The following is an 18,783-nucleotide window of genomic DNA, read 5'->3' as shown; positions in this document are numbered from 1 at the left end:
AACTTCCCTAGTCAACTCAGCGCCCCACTTTCAGGGCTTGCTCGACATCATTCCGACTGAACCGTCAGTGCTTGGACGTCAACATTTAGAAAACAGCCACTAGTTAAGTCAAAAAGCCGCACACAGTCAAATTTATGGCGCACTTCTTTCTCGAATCGGCCAGCGTCAAGTGAATAGATGGTATACCTTTGCCGCGTTTTTGGCTTGTCGGATCTGTGCCAGTTCATCGACTATTGTTTGACGCTCACCACTTGCAACCTCGATTAATTGCCGGTAAACGCCTAGCAACTCCTCAAGCTTGATACGCAGCACAGCTTCATCCAGCTCTGGCTCACCCAACACATCATCGACGCAAAGGCGGCAATTCACATCCAGATCACTGATCGCATCCCAATCACGGTTGGCCAATGCACCCAGCAATGCATCGCGGGTTTGTTCAATACGCTCGAGCACGGCGCTCATCACAACCTCCTCGGCGCAAGCGAATTATTCGCCAATTGCGTCCCAGCCTTCCTTGACGGTAATCAGCAAACGAGCGACCTCGTTGAGGATTTCCGGATCATTCTGCACATTGGCCTCGACCAGACGCTTGCTCATGTAAGCATACAGGCTGTCCAGATCCGCCAATGAATCGGCATGGTTTTCCAGGTCCAGACCTTCGCGCAAGCCACCGACAATACCGATGACCTTGCCGATCAGGATGCCTTTCTGGGCGATATCATTGCGCGCCATGGCGCCCTTGGCCTGAGCGATACGGTCCAGGCCGCCCTGCATCAACATTTGTACCAAACGGTGCGGGCTAGCCTCGGAGGTTTGCGCCTGGCCGTTAACTTTCTGGTACTGCCGAAGGGCCAACATAGGGTTCATGTTCTACCTCGTCACACAAAAGGGTTCATATACCGGCTGTATCGACAGCGTGTCAAAAAACTTTAGCCTCAACGCAAAAAGCCCGGCACACCCTAAGGGTGACGCCGGGCTTTTGGCACCGCCAATCGATCAGGAGTTCTTCTGCTGCGCAGTGATCGCATCAAAGATCGAGGTGATGCTGTTGGCTTGTGCCTTGAGCTTGCCCACCACGGTATCCATGGCGATGTACTTCTTGGTCAGCGAAGCTGTGAGCAGCTCGACACGACGATCAAGGTCTTCTTGCTGCTGATCAAGTCGCTTCTGCAACGAATTCAGGTTATTGGTACGCGAAGTCAGAATGCCATCGCTCTTGATGTAGGGCTCAATCGCCTTGTTCATGCGCTCAAAGACACCATTGGTACCCGTGAACAGCTCCTGCACCTCACTGCCCAGCTTCTTGTCATTCATGGCAGCGGTGAATTTGGAGCTATTGAACTCAAGCGTGCCATCTTTTTGAGTATTAATACCCAACTGACTCAGCGTAGTCAGACGATCACCCGAACCGATATTCGCCAACTCGCCACGAATATCCGCCAAAAGCGAACGCGTGGTCGGGTCACCGGTGAGTGAACCAAGCACCGTATTGCCATCGGCATCCGTACTGGTCGCCGTCAGCGCGTTGACCGCCTTGACCATCGTATTGTAGGCATCGACGAACTGCTGCACAGAAGCTTTCAGCCCATCATTGTTGGCACCGACCGTTACCTTGGTGGTGGTGGCTGCATCTGCGCTCTTCGCAACGAGATCGAGCGTGATACCACTGATGGCATCCTTGACGGTATTGGACTTGCTGGTGACTTCCAGACCATCAATGGTCAACTTCGCGTCCTGAGCAAGCCCACTGATATAGCCGGAACCATTGGTAGCCATGGACTTGGTACCGTCGATATCAATGCCGGTAGTACCTCCGATCACCTTGATATCCGAACCTGCCCCCGTAGTGGTAGAACCCAGCACCAAGCGCGAACCGCCCGCCTCATTGATGATGTTCGCACTGATGCCGTTCACCGCAAGGGCGTCGTTGATCGAGTCACGCACGCTCTGCAGTGTGGCGCCATCACCGATACTTACCGTATAGGTCTTGCCGTTCTGCTCGATGGTCAGATCGCCCTTCGGAATCGGGGTCGCAGCGCCACCCTCGGCCGTCGTATACAACCTGCTGGCCACCTTGGAGCCCGTCGCCAACTGGGAGACATTGACTTCATAGGTACCGGGAACTGCAGTGTTGCTTGCCGTAGCCTTGAGAACATTCTCATTGGCAGACGTGGCAGCATAGGCATTGAATGCAGGTGCGGTGCTGCTATTGAGCTTCGCCATTGAGGACTGATAAGCCGCCAGTGCACTCTTGAGCGCACCTACACCGGAAATATAGGCCTTGTTGTTGGTCGTCTGGCGGGTAATCTGGGCCTGCTTGGCGGCCGTGTCGGAGTTAACCAGCGCCTCGACGATCGAACTGATATTCAGCCCCGAACCGATGCCTGTAGTGGAGGTAATTGGACTTGCCATTGTTAATCCCTCTAGGTTTCGCGCTTCCCTAGCCCAGCGAGACTAGCGAACACATGGTAAGTCTGCCAGTTCAGGCCTTCGCGTTGAACAGCAGGCTATTTACATCGCTGAGGCTGTTAGCAATCTTCAAGACTTCTTCCGAGGGAATCTGGCGCACCAGTTCACCGGTCTCGCTAGCGATGACTTTGACCACAATCTTGCCGGATTCTTCGTCCGTGGAGAATTCGAGATTTCGTCGGTTTGAGGCCAGGAATTTTTCGATTTCCTTGACAGCACTCTTCACCTTATCAGTATCGGGCACACCCTTGTCGGTTGCATCCCGCGACGGCTCACTCTGTTTTGCCGTGGCTTTTTCGGCGACCTGCTCGGTGGGCCGCACTGCCGGGTAAGACTGGTTCAGCTTCACGCTCATATCCATGTCTGTCACCTCTTAATGCAAAAGGCGGGGGAGCGCCATGAACGCACTCCCCCGCCGATGACCATCAGGCGATTACTGAAGCAGCTTCAGTACAGCAGATGGCAGCTGGTTGGCTTGAGCCAGAACCGAAGTCGACGCTTGTTGCAGAGTTTGCTGCTTGGTCAGCTGAGCAGTCTCGGCAGCGAAGTCGGTGTCCTGTACGCGGCCACGAGCAGCTTCGGCGTTTTCGTTGATGTTTTGCAGGTTGTTGATGGTGCTGGTCAGACGGTTTTGTGCAGCACCGAGGTCGGCACGCTTGTCGTTGATGGTCTGCAGAGCGGCATCAATGTTAGTGATGGCGAGCTCGAAGCTGGCTTGAGCTTCGTCACTGGTAGTACCAGTAATGGCGATAGTAGCCTTGTCGACGGTCAGAGTAGCAGCGTCAAACTTGCCGTTCAGGTCGATCGAGATCTGGTTCATGCTGCCAGAGTTGGAACCAACCTGGAAAGTCATGGTGCTAGCGGAACCATCGAGCAGGTTCTTGCCGTTGAGCTGGGTGCTGTCTGCAATACGAGTCAGTTCGTCGGACATTGCCGCGAACTCTTTGTTCAGCGCTTCACGGTCGGATGCACTATTGTTGTCGTTTCGCGACTGAACAGCCAGTTCACGCATACGCTGCAGAATGTTGGTCTGCTCTTGCATCGCGCCTTCAGCGGTCTGGGCGATGGAGATACCGTCGTTGGCGTTTTTGATAGCCATGGTCTGACCGCGAATCTGCGAGGTCATACGGGTAGCGATCTGCAGGCCAGCAGCGTCGTCTTTGGCGCTGTTGATTTTCAGGCCGGAAGACAGACGAGTCATCGAAGTGCTCAGCGCGTCGGAAGCACGGTTCAGGTTCTTCTGAACGCCCAGCGAAGTGACGTTGGTGTTTACGGTTAATGCCATGACGAATTCCTCGTTTGTGGGATACTGCGGCTTCCGGCCTTGGCAACCACCGGGTTTGGCCTAGAGAACCTTCGTAATAGTTATCGTCGCCAGCGCACGTTGCTTTAGGGATTTTTTGAAAAAATTTACTGGCATCGTGCCAGCCCAATGAAATCGGGGGTTTGACGCCATGAAAATAGCGCCACCCCAACTGCCGAAGCCGCACAAAGCAGCGATGGAGTGCCCGCAAGCATGCCGCACTCAGATCGCCGGTAAGCCTGTGCCACGAAACTTGAAACCCGAAAGAAAATGCCCTGAAAAACAAACCCCCGCTAAAGAGCGGGGGTTCGTCAGCAGCCATTGTGTTTAATCAGCACGCTGAATGATCGCCGATCCCCAGGAAAGGCCAACACCAAAACCACTCAACGCCACACGCTTGAAATTCGACTCAAGCACGTGCTTTTCCAGCAACAGTGGAATACTGGACGACACGGTGTTACCCGTCTCGACCATGTCCTTGATGAACTTCTCCGGGTCGTCCTCGAAACGCCGCGCGACCGCATCGACGATAGCCGCACTGCCCTGATGGATGCAGAACGCATCGATATCTGCCGGCTGCAGGCCGCTTTCACCCAGCAATTCATGCAGGTGGGCCGGTACCTTGAGCAAGGCAAAGTTGAACACCTGACGCCCGTTCATGAAAAACACACCATCAGTGACCTTCAGGTGTGCAGCGCCAGAACCGTCGGTACCGAATTTGGCTTTACCCAACTGCCACGGTGCATCTTCGCCCATCCAGGTAGCAGTGGCCGCATCACCAAACAGCATGGTGGTATTGCGGTCTTCCGGATCGACGATCTTCGAATAAGGGTCAGCCGTGATCAGCAGGCCATTCTTCAGGCCTGTGGCTTCCATGAAGCCCTTGAGCGCGTAGATACCATAGACGTAGCCCGAGCAGCCCAGCGAGATATCAAACGCAGCCACATGAGTCGGCAGGCCCAGTTTGTCCTGAACGATGGCAGCGGTATGCGGCAGGCCTTCTTCGTCACCATTCTGAGTGACGACAATCAATGCATCGATGGATTCACGCGAAAGCTGCGGGTTGGCCGCAAACAGGGCGTTGGCGGCTTCTACACAGAGGTCCGAGGTTTCCTGAGCGACATCTTTGCGTGGCAGGAAAGCGGAACCGATCTTGCCCAGGATGAAGGCTTCATCCTTTTCGAATTTTGCGCCTTGAGCGTAGTTGTCCACGCCAGCGGCCGGCACGTAACTGGCGATGCTTTTAATGCCAATCATATGGCTTCCCATTAATTAACAACTGAATACCTGCCGCTCGCACAGTGGAGAGGCACCGACAATCAGGGATGTTTGCCACCCAAAAACGCGGCGAAGCAGGCTGCCAGGCATGCCTGACAGGCACATACCGGATGGCAGGGCGATTCCCGGTCCTGACAATATACAGTGAAGATGCGCGATATGACTCGCAGGTCACGCTTAATTTGCCGAATTGCTGACAAGCCAACAACACCCAGACCAATGGATTACAACAAAAAAAGCCACGAACGCCCCAGGCGCTCGTGGCTTTTGATCAGTGGCGTACTGGACGGTTAACCGACCAGCGCCTCCCACTCCACAGCCGTTGGAGCACCCAGGCCAAAGGTTTTGCCCGTGCGCGCATGGCTCGCGTTATAGGCCGGATCGTTTTCCAGATAACCCGGCCACTTCTCACGCAGCGCCTGCAGAGCCGCCTCATCATGCATGACCGTGCCGTGATGAATCACCTGCACCTGAGGCGACCATACCGTCAGGTAACCCGCCTGAGCGGATTTCAAGCACAGGTCGACATCGGCGTAATGGGTCATGAACTCGACTTCATCCAGGCCTTCCAGTGCCAGATACAGCTCCTTGCGGATCATCAGGCACGCGGCGGATACGGCCGAAACGTTATGCTCGACATGCAGCCGCTGCATATAGCCAGCCGCGTCCTTGCCCTCACCTGCCAGAGCCGGAGCAACCCCCGCCCCAAAGCCCAGCACCAGGCCGGCCTGAGTGACCGTACCTGCCCGGTCGAGCAGCTTGCCACCCACGATACCGACCTCAGGACGCTGCGCCTGGTTAAGCAGGATTTCCAGCCAGTTGGCGTTTACCACTTCGCCATCGCTGGCCAGCAACACCAGATACTCCCCGTTCGCCTGCTGACAAGCCAGGTTGGTCATCGCCGACGGGCTAATGGTCTGTTCGCTACGCACCACCCGAATACGATCACCACCTGCACTCAGGCTAGCCAACCACGCCAGCAATTGCGGCGACTGACTGTTGTTATCGGCAATGACAATCTCGTGATTCCGGTAGCGCGTACGCTGCAGCACACTGACCAGACAAGGCTGTAGTTGCTCCATGTTGTCCTGGCAATAAAGCACTATCGACACTAGCGGGCGTGCTTCATGACGGTAGTCGATCTGGTAAGTACCCGGCTTTGCCGAACTGACCTGCCCCGGATAACCACGTTGTATTACCTGCCGTGTCAGGCTTGCACGCTCATGCTCATTAGACTCGAGCGCTCGCGCCTGGCTGATCAGCAGCGGCTCGGCCAAGTGAGCCAACCCAGCCAACCCACCCTGCCCGATGAGGCGCAGCAACAGGTCGAATTCCAGTGCCCGGGCAAACTCAGCATCATAACCGCCCACCTCAAGCAGCAACTCGCGACGTACCAGCCAATGCCGCGCCATAAGCCCTGGCACACTCTGCAACATGTCGAGACTGGCGCCTGGGCGTAAAACCTCTACCAGAGTACCGTCGGCCTGACGCATGACCTCGTCCATTGCCACTGCACGGCAGCCGTCGGCCTCCAGCAACTCCAGGCTGGCGCGCAGCAGGCCGCCAGCGGTGAAACGGTCGCCAGCATCGGCAAGGATCACCCAATCGGTGCCAAGGGTAGCCAGTGCACGATTGAGCTTGTCAACATGATCCTCTGCAGTGACCTTGACGAAGTGCACGGTCTGCTCCGGTGTCGTGTTGGCGGGCAAATCGCCCGTGGTCAGCACCACAACCTTGAAGGCCTTGCAGTGACCATCCATCAAGCTGTCGAACGTTGCCTGCAGCTTGAACATGTCGGCATCCAGGTCCAACAGCAGAATGCCAAAGGTCGGACCACCGGCATGACGAGCCAGACGCTTGTTGGCCAGACGAACCTGAACGTCCGTTGGCTTGCGCGCTTCCAGCCAGTTCAGCAAACGTCCGGACGCCATGCTATCGAGCAGCACCTTGCGTTCATAAGCGGGCACGCTGCACAAACGCTCAAACCAGCATTGAAGCGGAGCAACCTCTTCATCATCGCCGGTGGCACGCAGCGACTTTAACAAACGCTCTACCACCGTACGATTGAACGGGCTCAACCCCAAGGCTTCCCACAAGCGACTCTTGATCGTGCGCTCGGTGTCGTTGGCATGAACCTGCATCAGTTCCGATTGACGCAGCAAGATCGGCTCCAGCTCCTGAAGCTGCAAGCGACCCGCCGGCATGGAATGAATCAGGAACTCGATACGTGCAAGCAGATCGAACATCGTCTTGTTATAGAACGGCATCTCGACGAATTGTTTCTCGCCAAAGAAGCGCACAGGCTCAGCCCCAGGCTGCGACCACTCGGAGCGAACGATCATGCAGGCTTCCAGCGCCCGTCCGCTTTGCAAGCCACTGGCCATTGCGGTGAAGCTCATCAGCGCGATGTGCTTGATCTGATCTGGCGTCTTGTTGCGAAAGCCCATTGGCGTCGACGCCAGGAACTGAGCAAACGCCTCACGCTCGGCCACAGAGTCAGGGTCGGAATAGGTCAATACGGTCAAGACATTGGTGTTGTGCTCGGAGCTACCGTAGTTAACTTCGCGCACCGCATAAGGAATAGGCAGGATCCGTGCTTTGGCGCTGGCAAGCAGGTAGAACGCGTGACCAATTTCCTGCCATTCAAAACTGGTATTGGCCGGCAGCACGGCATACCACTGCTGCAGCAGGTCGGTGCGCGTCACTGCATAGAACGGCGGCAAGAACTGCCCGAGGAAGTCCAGCACCCGCTCTTCGGAAAGATCAGAGTTGTAGTCTTCACAAACCCGCTTGTCTCGGCGATAGAAGTTCACCTCGGTGCCACGCGCCAAGTACATCATGCCGTAGCCATGGCATAACCCATACTCGGGATTTGCCTCAAGGAAGGTTACGGATTCAGCCAACGCATCGTGCAGGAGGAAATCGTCGTCGGCAGCAAAGGCCATGTAAGGCGTGTTGACCTGTGCCACGCCGTAGACCAGCTTGTCCTGAAGGCCCTTGTAGCTGAACGCCGGCAGGTGACGATAATCCACCTCAGGATAATCCTGGACAAGATCGTCTGCCGCCTCGCGCGAAGAATCCAGGACCAGCACTTTACCGCTAAAGCCTTGGTAGTACTGCAGCGTACGACGCAAGAAAGCCGGCCGTTCATGACTGATAATGACCAGCGTAAAACGCTCTTTCAGCGCTGCGCCTTCTTGTGCAATGTGTTCAACGTGCATATCACTTTCCTGCCAGCCACTGGGGCCTGTGCGCTTTAGACCAGAGAATTCAACGAACCCGACGCAGATAGCCGTCCGGCGCCACACTAATCAGCAATTTGTCGTTCATTTGCTGATCGATTTCAAAATCGCCGTTCTCCTCCAGGTAGGCCCAGACCGCAGTCTTCGGGTTATCACCTGGCCCCCAGGGACGATCAGGAAAAGCATCGGCCGGCATGTCTTCAACCACCGTGTCCATAACTACGCAGTAGCTGCCCAGCGAAACCAGTGGTGCATACAGCCGCAGTTCCTCAAGCACATGCTCATGGGTATGGTTGGAATCGAGTACCAGGATAACTTTCTTGCCCGCCGCCAACGCACGCACCTGTTCGACGACGGCCAAATCAACGCTGGACCCCTCGATCATGCGGATACGCTTGAACATCGGATGGCTTTCGATGGCCAGGCGGTTGTGCGGGCGAATATCCCTGTCGATACCGAGCACCTCACCGTGCCCTTGCAGCTCCAGCAGCGAGGCGTAGTAGATAATCGAGCCGCCATGGGCAATACCGCACTCGATCACCAGATCCGGCTTGATGTTCCAGATCAGCTCCTGCATTGCCATCATGTCCTGAGGCAATTGAATGATGGGACGCCCCATCCACGAGAAGTGATAACTGTACTTATGCCGGGCCGATTCATTGAAAAAGTCGCGAGCCAGGCCTTTTAGCGTTTCGTTCTGGCCCTGGGCATCGATTTCAGCCTTGCACTCAGCCTCAAAAGCCTGATGTACGTTATTGTCAGTCATGTAGGGTCTCACTGATTGTCATTGAAACGAGGCGCTGTCTACGGCGTGGTAGACATAGCGCTCATCGGTCATGCGCTTGATTTCTTCGAGGTAGTTCGAGTTCATTACAAACAGGTTTGCGCCATCCGGGAGGCTGTCCAGCACCTCTTGCGGCGATGAAACGCGCAAACCACTGAGCGGCAGGTAACGCCCCTGCTTGGCCGGGTTGATGTCGACCACATGGTCCACCGCAACGCCAGCGCGCTGCAGGAACAGTGAATAGATAACCCCCTTGGAGGACGCCCCCCAGATCGCTGCGCGCTGATCGGGAGCGTCCTTGATGATCTGTACCGCCCGGTCAAGGCTAGCGGTGAACCCCGTCGGCATTTGCAGCAGGGATGAGCCCGTACGCGGCGCGCGCAAACTGGCAAGGTCGGCAACGACATAAAGGTACTGCCCGCCAAACAGATGGCCGGTTTCGTGAACCGTGCCAAAGAGCCGTCGCAGATCGTCAAGCCGGAAATAATTGACGTGCTCGTAGAACACGTCGAACCATGCATGGTGCTCGACAATCCAGTCAAAGCACGGCACTTCGATGTAGATTTTTCCACCCTGGTTGGCGGCGGCAATTTCACTCAGGAATGCCTGCGGATCAGCCATGTGTTCCAGAACATGGCGCAAGACAATACCCTCGGCGGACAGCCCCAACTGACGCGTGAAAGGTGCCTTGATCACATCAGGATTATCGCCCTCGTAGGAAGGGTCGATGCCGGTGATGGAGTAGCCCCGCTCGCGCAGCATCTCCAGGAAGTAACCTTTCCCGCAACCGACCTCAATCAAGCGCTGCCCACTGAAGTGGCGCGCCAGAATTTGTTCGACATCCCCCAGGTGCTTCTGAAACTGTGTCGAATGCGCCTGCTCGTTCTGGTAGTCCGCATCGTAGATCAGCTTGCTGGCATCAAAAGCCTGATTGAAGACCAGACCGCTCTGCTCATCCTGTACCAGTACGATATCTGCGCATCCACTGGCACGTGCCTCTTCGGCAGTCGCAAAAGTACGGTTCTGCAAAACGGGCAAGCCTTGCGCCCGGTATAGCTCATGCGTCATGCCGCTCTCCTGTCAGGTCTCGCAAACGCTCGGTCGAGCCCCAGAACGCCATTGGTTCATGATGCGAATAGGGGTAGTGCCCCAGGTTCAAGGTAATCGCCGAATGGCGCTGACGAACCCGCTGTTCGACCAGTGTCCGAACCGACACAGGTTTGCCGCTGCAGCAGTTGATCACGCCGGAAAACGTCCGCTGTTTCAGCACGCCCAACAGCAGCCCGGCGGCTTCTTCGATTTCCAGATAGTCGCGCAACTGCTCCCCCGCCGACATGTTGAATTGCTCATCGCCGGCATCGATGGCGCGATCCAGGCTGGCCAACAGGCTGTTGGGGGCTTGTCCGGGGCCATGCAGATAGAACAACCGGGCCCACTGCAGAGTGAATGGCTGCTCACGCTGCAGATTTTCCAGGAACAGCCTCAAGGTATGTTTGGCCAGACCGTACGCCGTATTGGGTTGCGCAGGGCATTGCTCGCTCAACTGACCGTTCTGCAGGCCGTATTCAAAACAGGTGCCCGTCACCAGGACCTGCTGCACACCCGCCTCGACGACTCGCTTGAGGAAAGCGTAGTCAGCCGGCAAGTTGCGCTCGAAATGAAACAGCGCCTGATAGTTCGGCAAGCCTGGCCAGGCCAGATGGGCAACCGCGTCCACACCCTCGACCAACGCATCGATTTGCAACGACGCGGCATGCACATCGACAGCCATGAACTCGACCTGATCAAACCAGGGCAATTCCCGCGCCAGCTCGAGTCGCCGGGCAACAGCCCGCACTGCAATGCCTTCAGCCAGCAATGCAGCGACCAGATGTCGTCCTACAAATCCGGTAGCACCGGTAACCAGTACCTTCATCGGCCGCTGGCTCACACGCGCACACCCGCAAAATCGGCATCGAGCAACGGATGCACCGCGTCTTTCGCGGAGAGATTGCACACGGGCAACGGCCAGGAAATAGCCAATGCAGGATCACTCACCAACAACCCAGCCTCATGCGCTGGCGCATAGTCGGCGTCTGTGAAGTAGAGCACTTCAGCCTCATCACTGAGCGCCTGAAAACCATGGGCAAAGCCCGCTGGAATCAACAGGCTACGGCCATCGTCAGCGACCAGTTCCTCAGCATGCCATTGGAGGAACGTTGGCGAATCAGGGCGCAGATCGACAGCCACATCCCAGATAGCACCACGCACGCAGGTGATCAATTTCGCTTCAGCGTAGCCTGCCTGCTGGTAATGCAGACCACGCACACTGCCCTTGCCGAGGGTACGTGAATGGTTGATCTGACGAATCTCGAAGGACCGCCCCTGCACACTGAGCCGGCTCTGGCAAAACAAGCGGGCGAAGCGGCCACGATGGTCATGAAAGACTTTTTGCTGGATCAGGCAAAGCCCTTCAAGCGCCAGCGGTTGCAGATCAAAGTCACTCATGACCAGTCCTTGTAAAGGTTCAGTTGATGAAGCGTTACCGCACGCATGTCCTTGCCCGCTTGCCAGGCCATATGCCAACCCACGGTCTGTTCCAGGCACTCCTGCAACGACCAACGCGGTTGCCAGCCGAGCAACTGCCGAGCGCGACTACTGTCCAGGCGCAGCAAGCCGGCTTCATGCATGTCACTGGGTTCAACGCGTAAACCAGGCGCCTGTGGCCACTGACTGGCAAGCGAGGCAATCACCTCACCCACACTGCACATGTCAGCTTCACCAGGCCCAAAGTTCCATGCACCTGCAAACACCGGCCCCTGCTCATAAAGCGCAGCCGCCAATTGCAGGTAACCCGCCAGGGGCTCCAGCGCGTGCTGCCAGGGCCTGACGGCCTGGGGATAACGCAGCGTCACCGGTTCATCGGCCGACCAGGCCTTGAGCACATCCGGGATCAGGCGCTCGGCCGAAAAATCGCCACCGCCCAGAACATTCCCGGCACGCGCGGTCGCCAGGGCCAAGCCATGCTCGGCATACTGCTGTGGATTGAAGAATGATGCCCCATAGGACTGCGCCAGTATTTCGCAGCACGCCTTGCTGCTGCTGTAGGGATCATGCCCCCCCAACGCTTCATCTTCGCGATACGGCCACAACCACTCCCGGTTGGCATAGACCTTGTCGGTGGTCACCAGCACGCACGCACGCACGCCACCGACCTGCCGAATCGCTTCCAGCAGATTGAGGGTACCCATGACATTGCTTGAGTACGTCCCCAGCGGATCGCGGTAACTTTCTCGCACCAGGGGCTGTGCCGCCAAGTGCAGGACAATCTCGGGCTGTACTTCGGCCAGCAGCTCAAGCAGCACCCCCAGATCGCGCACATCGCCACGGCGATCATCGATCCCCTCGGCCACCCTTGCCAGCGCAAACAGGCTGGGCTCGGTGGCCGGGTCAAGGGCAAAGCCTGTGACCTGAGCACCCATGCTCTGTAACCAAAGCGTCAACCAGCTGCCTTTGAAACCCGTGTGGCCGGTAAGCAACACACGCTTGCCTTCCCAGAACGCGCGGCTTAGTCCCATTGTTTCCATGGGGCCTCCCCGCTCTGCCAGAGGTGCTCCAGGTGATTCTTGTCTCGCAGCGTATCCATCGGCTGCCAGAAACCATCATGCTGGAAAGCATGCAACTGGCCTTCACTGGCCAAGCGACTCAGCGGCTCAGCTTCCCAGGAGGTTGCATCGCCCGCAATGTAAGGCAGTACCTTAGGGGATAGAACGAAGAACCCGCCATTGATCCAGCCGCCATCGCCACGCGGTTTCTCAGTGAAACCCAGCACTTGATTGCCCTCGCGCTGCAACGCGCCATAACGACCTGGCGGCTGCACAGCGGTCACGGTTGCCAGCTTGCCATGGGACAGGTGGAAATCGACCAGCGCACCGATGTTCAGGTCAGAGACACCGTCGCCGTAGGTAAAGCAGAAGGCTTTTTCGTCCTCAAGGTAACGCCCGGCACGGCGCAAACGGCCACCGGTCATTGTCTCCTCGCCGGTATCCACCAGCGTCACGCGCCACGGCTCGCTGTAGTTCTGATGAACGTCCATGCGGTTGTTGCGCATGTCGAAGGTGACATCGGAGGTGTGCAGAAAGTAGTTGGCGAAAAAATCCTTGATCGCATAACCCTTGTAGCCCAGGCAAATCACGAAGTCGTGAATACCGTGCGCGGAGTACTGCTTCATGATGTGCCAAAGAATTGGCTTGCCACCGATCTCGATCATCGGTTTGGGTTTGAGGTGCGACTCTTCGCTGATCCGCGTGCCGAGACCACCCGCCAAAATGACTGCCTTCATCGGTTTCCTCATGTTCTTCGCACGGCCCATCCGGGCCAGAGTGAAGGATTTATGGCGATATGAAGGAGAGCCTGCAGGAAGTGCGCCAAGTGCACGGGAAGTGTGAGCGGCGCTGTTGCAGCGCCGCTATAGCGAGGGTGCGGGATCAGTCGGCCAACCAGCCCCAGACCCAGTGTTGCAAGTTGTCCGCACGTAAAACGAAGTCGCGCAGCACCGCTTCACGCAACTCATCGCCCATGCGATAGCTGGCTGCCGGGTCGGCCAGGTGCATACGGATCGCCTGCAACCACTCTTGAGTAGAGTTGCTGTGAACCCGTGTGCAAGGCAAGTAACCGCGATAGGCTTCGGTGTCCGTGCAAATCACCGGGTAACCACAGGCACCATACTCCAGCAGGCGCAGGTTGCTCTTGCAGTCGTTGAAGATATGGAACTCCAACGGCGCCAACGCCAGGTCCAGGTTCAGGCTGGCCAGCTTCGCGGGGTATTTGCTCAGCGAAACGCCAGGGTGATACTCGTGGATGTAAGGCTTGAGGTTCTCCGGGCACATGCCGAAGAACACCCACTCCACGTCATTGGCCAGCTCACGCACCACCTCGGCAATGATTTCCAGGTCGCCGCCATGGCTGGTACCGCCTCCCCAACCCACCCGTGGCTTGTTCGACGTGCCACGCTTGCTGTTCAGGCCCAGCCACAAATGCGGCGCCAGCATGTTCGGCACCACGCGAATATCTCGGTGCATACTGGAAAGGGCATTGGCCAGGGCATCAGTGGTAACCACTACTCGATCACACAAGCCGATGCCTCGGCGCAACTGTTGCTCGGTATCGCGCGGCGAATTACGAGCATGGTCATTTTTCTTCGGCGCCTCCAGAACGTAGTCATCAATCTCGTAGATCCTGCGGGCCGACGTGATACGTTTGACCCGCTCGATGTCATCGACGCTTTCTGTGGAATGGCGAAGCTGGATGACGACCACATCCGGATTCATGCGTGCGATTTCGAACGAAGGTGGCACTTCAAAGCTGACTCGCCCGAACACCCGCCCTACGGCCTCAAGCTCACGCAGCGGCTGATTGACGCGATAATGACCCACTGCGGTGTTGTTGACCGGCAACGCCAGAATGGACGGCAGTGTACGCAGGACCAGAGGGTTCCAACTGTCTCGCAAGCTGGGCTCCAACGTAAACGCCGAACGGGTCAGACTCAGGCTGGGGTTGTAGGCAGGGTCCCTGATCACCTGCGGCAGCCAGCGCTGGATCAACGCTTCCTGCTCTGGCTTTCCAGCCTCTGCCCCCAAGTAGCACGGCTTGTCTTCACGCGTCTGAACGACGATTGAATAAGGCGTTCCGACCACCAGGTAACCCGCCTGGCCAACCCGCAAACACAAATCAATGTCGGCCAGGCTCTGGGCAAACGTCGCCTCATCGAAACCACCCAGGCTCGCAAATACCTCCGCGCGTACCATCAGGCAACTTCCGCTCACCGCACTCCAGTTCTGAGCAACCTGAAGACGCTGCATGTACCCCCGCGCATCCGAAAGCTCACCGGCAAACGCTGGCCCTGCCGCACCACCCAAGCCGAGAATGACGCCGGTATTGGCAACCTTGCCTTTGGGATCAACGAGGCGTGCGCCAACGACACCCACTTCCGGTCGCTGCGCATGATTAAGCAGCTCAGCCAGCCATTGGGCCTGACAAACCAGGTTGTCAGCTGCAAAGAACAGCAGGTACTCGCCCCGCGCCTGCTCGGCAGCAAGGTTGTTGATAGCCGCCACACAGGCACCTTGCGGCGCCTCCAGCACGCGCAAGAGGCCACCGCCCATCTGTGCCATCGCGGCGAGCCAGTCACGCATCTGAGCACTGCACTCGGACCGACCGACGATCAGCAACTCATATCGACTGTACGCGGTTTTCTCCAGCACACTTTCAACGCAGCGCTGTATGGCCGGCACGTCATCACCCGCGATCATGATGAGCGAGACCAGCGGCTGCTCAGGGTGCAGGTAGTCAATTCTGTTGAGCAACGGCAACGCGTCATGATGAACACGATGCTCGATCCCCAATCGGCTCAAATGCGCGGTGACCAACGCACTGCTCCGTTCGATCACCGACGGCAACGACAGCCACTGGGCGTAGGAGAATGCAGACTCCACCTGAATCTCGGCAATATGCTCGACTGCAAACAGGCCATTGGACTCTGCAATACGCCAGACCATGTCATGAGGTGCAAGCTCCCCCAGCGACGAATCGAAACCTCCAAGCGCAAGCACCTGTTGGCGCTCGAACGCCAGGGTTCGACCAACATAGGGGTAGGCGCGCATCAGATCGAGATTGAAGTCAGGCTTGAACACCGGGTCGCAGGACTCATCGTTCAACACGGCACCTTCATCGCTGTAGGCGCAACGCATACCAGGTGTCGCAGCAATGCGTTCAGCAAGCAGCAGCAACGCCGACTCACTCAACCGATCGCCAGCCCTCAGCAGGTAGATCCAGTCCACGCCTTCCAGCGCCGGCATCGCACTATTGACCTGCGCCGCCCAGTTCTCGGCGAGCGGCAAATGCACAACATGCTGCTCGACCACGCAGTCGGCGTTGGACAGCAACAACACTGCCGTCGGCGCATAAAGCTGAGCGGCAAGGCTATCGAGGGTGATGTTCAGCGCGGCCTTGTCCTGCTCCGGGTCGACAATAACCGGCACGATTTTCGGCTGCGAAGGCCATTTGACCACCTGTTCACACACCACACGCCGCTGAACATCCGAGAAGCGTCGTGCCGCAAGCCATTGCTGGTAAAGCTCGGCATAACTTTCGCAATTGCTCCCCACACGCCCCTGAATCACGGTGTGCCAGTTGCTCAGTGCACGCACCAGGTACAACTCTTTCCAGTCGCGAACTGACTCATTGGCATCGGCCAGCTCGACATAGCGAACCCAACCACGGGCAGGCGCTCCCTCTCCGGTACGTGCGGCAAGCATTTGACGCAACCAGCCCCACTCGGTTGTTGCTGCCTGGATGATTTCAGGCTGCCTGCTCAAGCGCGCCGGGTGCAAACGTTCAACGCTCAGTACATGGGTCAGCAGTGCCATGTTGCCCCGCCGCAACAGGCAAACAAACAACGCCTGGTCGAGCAATGCGACAAATCCCTCACCCGCAGTGATCAACGTCTGCAACAACTGCCGGACATCACCGGTTCGCATCAGGGCAGATGAGAAGTTACCTAGAAAATGGATAGCACTCCCTTCCTGAATCGCTAGCAGGTCTTCGCCCTTGAACACCGAATCAACCAAGGCAAACGGGCAATTGTCAGCACGTATGGGCAGCACGAAATCATCAGCGTCGGCCTGCAATCGATGAGATTGCACCAGGTTGACATCGGGATGGGCGATAAGTACCTGTGCCTGTAATTCAATGCACCGGGAAAACAGTCGGTCATCATCACACAGCACTTTGACGTACTCACCCTGCGCCTCCTCCACGCAGCGCAACACATTACGCCGGAATCCCAGGCGCTGCGGGTTGCGCAAATAGCGAATACGGGCCCGTCCTTGCCCTTCAAAGGAAGCAACGATCCGCTCGATTTCATCGTCCCGACTGTCATCACAGACAACGATCTCAAGGTTCTCGTAAGTCTGGCTTAGCGCACTGTGCAGGGTCACCGAGAAAAAGCGGGCGCTGAACGCCGGGATAACGATGCTGACGAGGGGGACTGTAGTCACGGAGGGGGCACTCTCAAACGAAGGGCGCCTGGCCAATACCTGGCGAGGCGCCCTTGAAGCTGGAACGGAACCAGGCCCTCAGGGCCAAGAAACTTAGAGCTTGTTGAACAGGCTCAACGACGAAATCTTGCTGAACGCGAGCTGAGAGGCCTGCAGCATGGTCTGCTGCAGGTTTAGACGAATCAGCACCTCAGCCGGATCTGCATCGCGTATCGAGCTCTGCGTCTTGGTGTTGGCCATTTTCAAACTTTCATTGGTTTCAGCCTGAACATCCAGTGCTGCACCACGAGCACCAATGTCACTGATGGCCGAGGCGATCTGGTTGGAGCCGCTGGCAATGTTACCCACGGCCGAATCCAGCGCCGCCTGAAACTGTTGCTTGGCCAGTGGATCACTGTCGACTGGCAGGGCCAATGCCGTGCGCAGCTTGCTGATAGTGTCGAGGACGTTTTGGGTCTGATGAGTATCGACCTGTATCGAGAACTGATCACCCGCGACAGGTGCGCCGGCCAGGTCAAAGGTCACCCCGGCCGCCGTGGCGGTAGAGCCACTGACCGTACCGGTCGACACCGGCTTGCTGTCGGCAGTTAGCGGCTGCGCATACAGTTCAAAGTTAGTGGCGCTGGTGAACTTCAGAATAGCGCCGCCACCCGGGAAGGCGCTGTTGTAAACCGTCGAATCGGTGATGGATGCACCGGTGACCTGTGCCGACGAACTGTTGCCTGGGCTGCGTGAACCCGAAATGGAGTCGGGTTTGGCCGACAGCGTGAACGCGTGGCCCGCAATAGCAGCATCCGGGTCAGCACTGTCGCCCGCCTGGAAGTTGATATCCAGACGCATATCAACGCCACGGAAGTTGATCATCTTGTTGCTGGAGGCCGGGTCGAACGTGCCGCCCTGGGTGGCCTCAAGCGTGACGTCGTTATTGGACGCATCGGTGATCTTGAACTGCGTGCTGCTGAGAAAGGTGATGGTATAGGGCTCACCGCTGCGGAAGCGGTCATTGTAGGTCGTGCTGCCAGACACCTGGCCATTAGACAACTGAACCCGGCCATCATCAACAGCAGGCGAAATCAGATTCGTCTCACTACGACTGGTATTGAGTGCCTGCTCAAACACGGCATAACCACTTTCATTGGTCGCCATTGTGAGCATGTCGCCCACCTGCAAGTTCAAGGTGCCCTGGTCACCCTGATAGGTGTAGGTGCCATCCGAATTACGCACATACGGCTGGGTATCGCCTCGCGAACCGGAGAACAGGTATTTACCGTTCTCGTCACGGCTGTTCATCAGCGAATAGAGTTGCTCTTCAAGCTGCCCCAGCTCCTGGGCGTTGGCCTTGCGATCGGCGTCAGTGAAACCAGCGTTACCAGAACTGATAGTCAGTTCGTTGACCCGCTGCAAAATCGCACTGATGCCGTTAAGTACACCCTCAGAGGCGCCCAGCGAGTTACGCACATTGGTCGTATTATCACCGTACTGGCCCAGCAGGTTGCTTTGCTGCTCCAGTTGCAACAGCCGCGCTGCGCCGACCGGGTCATCCGCTGCAGTACGTATACGCAAGTTGTCACTGACCTGCTCGCCAGACCTCACCGCATTGGCAAAGTTACGCTGATAGGTTGAAGTGCTGCTTTCGTAATACTGGGAAGTAGAAATACGCACGGTCTACGA

Annotated in this window: 15 protein-coding genes; all 15 read right to left on the bottom strand. The window is 57.2% G+C overall.

Annotated elements, in window-relative coordinates:
• Positions 1-165 precede the first annotated feature (165 nt).
• Positions 166-462 carry a flagellar protein FliT gene (locus AB7M23_RS13350; RefSeq protein WP_099773916.1) on the bottom strand — a complete coding sequence of 99 codons (297 nt, stop codon included), beginning with the start codon at positions 460-462 and terminating at the stop codon, positions 166-168.
• Between the two features lie 24 nt (positions 463-486).
• Positions 487-867: a flagellar export chaperone FliS gene (gene fliS / locus AB7M23_RS13345; RefSeq protein WP_065759980.1), complete on the bottom strand. Its 381-nt coding sequence runs from the start codon at positions 865-867 to the stop codon at positions 487-489.
• A 129-nt stretch (positions 868-996) separates the two neighbouring features.
• The gene (gene fliD / locus AB7M23_RS13340) at positions 997-2,412 is read right to left on the bottom strand and encodes a flagellar filament capping protein FliD (protein WP_454241029.1); all 1,416 of its coding nucleotides are present in this window, start codon (positions 2,410-2,412) and stop codon (positions 997-999) included.
• A gap of 70 nt (positions 2,413-2,482) precedes the next feature.
• Positions 2,483-2,830, bottom strand: a complete 348-nt coding sequence (locus AB7M23_RS13335) for a flagellar protein FlaG (protein WP_454241028.1) — start codon at positions 2,828-2,830, stop codon at positions 2,483-2,485.
• A 72-nt stretch (positions 2,831-2,902) separates the two neighbouring features.
• Positions 2,903-3,754 (bottom strand): flagellin domain-containing protein, encoded by an 852-nt coding sequence (locus AB7M23_RS13330; protein ID WP_454241027.1) that lies wholly within the window; start codon positions 3,752-3,754, stop codon positions 2,903-2,905.
• Positions 3,755-4,099: 345 nt separating this feature from the next.
• Positions 4,100-5,029, bottom strand: coding sequence for a ketoacyl-ACP synthase III (locus AB7M23_RS13325; RefSeq protein ID WP_454241026.1), 930 nt, complete (start codon positions 5,027-5,029; stop codon positions 4,100-4,102).
• A gap of 311 nt (positions 5,030-5,340) precedes the next feature.
• A complete protein-coding gene (locus AB7M23_RS13320; protein ID WP_454241025.1) occupies positions 5,341-8,271 on the bottom strand; it encodes a TIGR00180 family glycosyltransferase in 2,931 nt (976 codons plus the stop codon).
• Between the two features lie 49 nt (positions 8,272-8,320).
• The gene (locus AB7M23_RS13315) at positions 8,321-9,058 is read right to left on the bottom strand and encodes a cephalosporin hydroxylase family protein (protein WP_454241024.1); all 738 of its coding nucleotides are present in this window, start codon (positions 9,056-9,058) and stop codon (positions 8,321-8,323) included.
• Between the two features lie 18 nt (positions 9,059-9,076).
• Complete coding sequence (locus AB7M23_RS13310; RefSeq protein WP_454241023.1) at positions 9,077-10,144, bottom strand: class I SAM-dependent methyltransferase; 1,068 nt, start codon at positions 10,142-10,144, stop codon at positions 9,077-9,079.
• Positions 10,134-10,991, bottom strand: a complete 858-nt coding sequence (locus AB7M23_RS13305) for an NAD-dependent epimerase/dehydratase family protein (RefSeq protein WP_454241022.1) — start codon at positions 10,989-10,991, stop codon at positions 10,134-10,136. The genes AB7M23_RS13310 and AB7M23_RS13305 overlap by 11 nt, the downstream gene beginning before the upstream one ends.
• A gap of 11 nt (positions 10,992-11,002) precedes the next feature.
• A complete protein-coding gene (gene rfbC, locus AB7M23_RS13300) occupies positions 11,003-11,563 on the bottom strand; it encodes a dTDP-4-dehydrorhamnose 3,5-epimerase (protein WP_163939308.1) in 561 nt (186 codons plus the stop codon).
• Complete coding sequence (gene rfbG, locus AB7M23_RS13295) at positions 11,560-12,642, bottom strand: CDP-glucose 4,6-dehydratase (RefSeq protein WP_454241021.1); 1,083 nt, start codon at positions 12,640-12,642, stop codon at positions 11,560-11,562. The genes rfbC and rfbG overlap by 4 nt, the downstream gene beginning before the upstream one ends.
• Positions 12,624-13,397: a glucose-1-phosphate cytidylyltransferase gene (gene rfbF / locus AB7M23_RS13290; protein ID WP_454241020.1), complete on the bottom strand. Its 774-nt coding sequence runs from the start codon at positions 13,395-13,397 to the stop codon at positions 12,624-12,626. Before rfbF ends, rfbG begins: the two co-directional genes overlap by 19 nt.
• A gap of 145 nt (positions 13,398-13,542) precedes the next feature.
• Positions 13,543-17,112, bottom strand: a complete 3,570-nt coding sequence (locus tag AB7M23_RS13285; protein ID WP_454241019.1) for a glycosyltransferase — start codon at positions 17,110-17,112, stop codon at positions 13,543-13,545.
• A 93-nt stretch (positions 17,113-17,205) separates the two neighbouring features.
• On the bottom strand, positions 17,206-18,774 hold the full coding sequence (locus tag AB7M23_RS13280; protein WP_454241018.1) for a flagellar hook-associated protein 3: 1,569 nt from the start codon (positions 18,772-18,774) through the stop codon (positions 17,206-17,208).
• Positions 18,775-18,783 lie beyond the last annotated feature (9 nt).

This window comes from Pseudomonas sp. HLS-6 TE3448, assembly GCF_053629555.1.
This window is presented reverse-complemented; position numbering and strand designations above follow the sequence as displayed.

Excerpts from the sequence above, each read along its gene's own strand:
- AB7M23_RS13350 (WP_099773916.1), bottom strand. The coding sequence starts at position 462 with ATGAGCGCCGTGCTCGAGCGTATTGAACAAACCCGCGATGCATTGCTG.
- fliS (WP_065759980.1), bottom strand. The coding sequence starts at position 867 with ATGAACCCTATGTTGGCCCTTCGGCAGTACCAGAAAGTTAACGGCCAG.
- fliD (WP_454241029.1), bottom strand. The coding sequence starts at position 2,412 with ATGGCAAGTCCAATTACCTCCACTACAGGCATCGGTTCGGGGCTGAAT.
- AB7M23_RS13335 (WP_454241028.1), bottom strand. The coding sequence starts at position 2,830 with ATGGATATGAGCGTGAAGCTGAACCAGTCTTACCCGGCAGTGCGGCCC.
- AB7M23_RS13330 (WP_454241027.1), bottom strand. The coding sequence starts at position 3,754 with ATGGCATTAACCGTAAACACCAACGTCACTTCGCTGGGCGTTCAGAAG.
- AB7M23_RS13325 (WP_454241026.1), bottom strand. The coding sequence starts at position 5,029 with ATGATTGGCATTAAAAGCATCGCCAGTTACGTGCCGGCCGCTGGCGTG.
- AB7M23_RS13320 (WP_454241025.1), bottom strand. The coding sequence starts at position 8,271 with ATGCACGTTGAACACATTGCACAAGAAGGCGCAGCGCTGAAAGAGCGT.
- AB7M23_RS13315 (WP_454241024.1), bottom strand. The coding sequence starts at position 9,058 with ATGACTGACAATAACGTACATCAGGCTTTTGAGGCTGAGTGCAAGGCT.
- AB7M23_RS13310 (WP_454241023.1), bottom strand. The coding sequence starts at position 10,144 with ATGACGCATGAGCTATACCGGGCGCAAGGCTTGCCCGTTTTGCAGAAC.
- AB7M23_RS13305 (WP_454241022.1), bottom strand. The coding sequence starts at position 10,991 with ATGAAGGTACTGGTTACCGGTGCTACCGGATTTGTAGGACGACATCTG.
- rfbC (WP_163939308.1), bottom strand. The coding sequence starts at position 11,563 with ATGAGTGACTTTGATCTGCAACCGCTGGCGCTTGAAGGGCTTTGCCTG.
- rfbG (WP_454241021.1), bottom strand. The coding sequence starts at position 12,642 with ATGGAAACAATGGGACTAAGCCGCGCGTTCTGGGAAGGCAAGCGTGTG.
- rfbF (WP_454241020.1), bottom strand. The coding sequence starts at position 13,397 with ATGAAGGCAGTCATTTTGGCGGGTGGTCTCGGCACGCGGATCAGCGAA.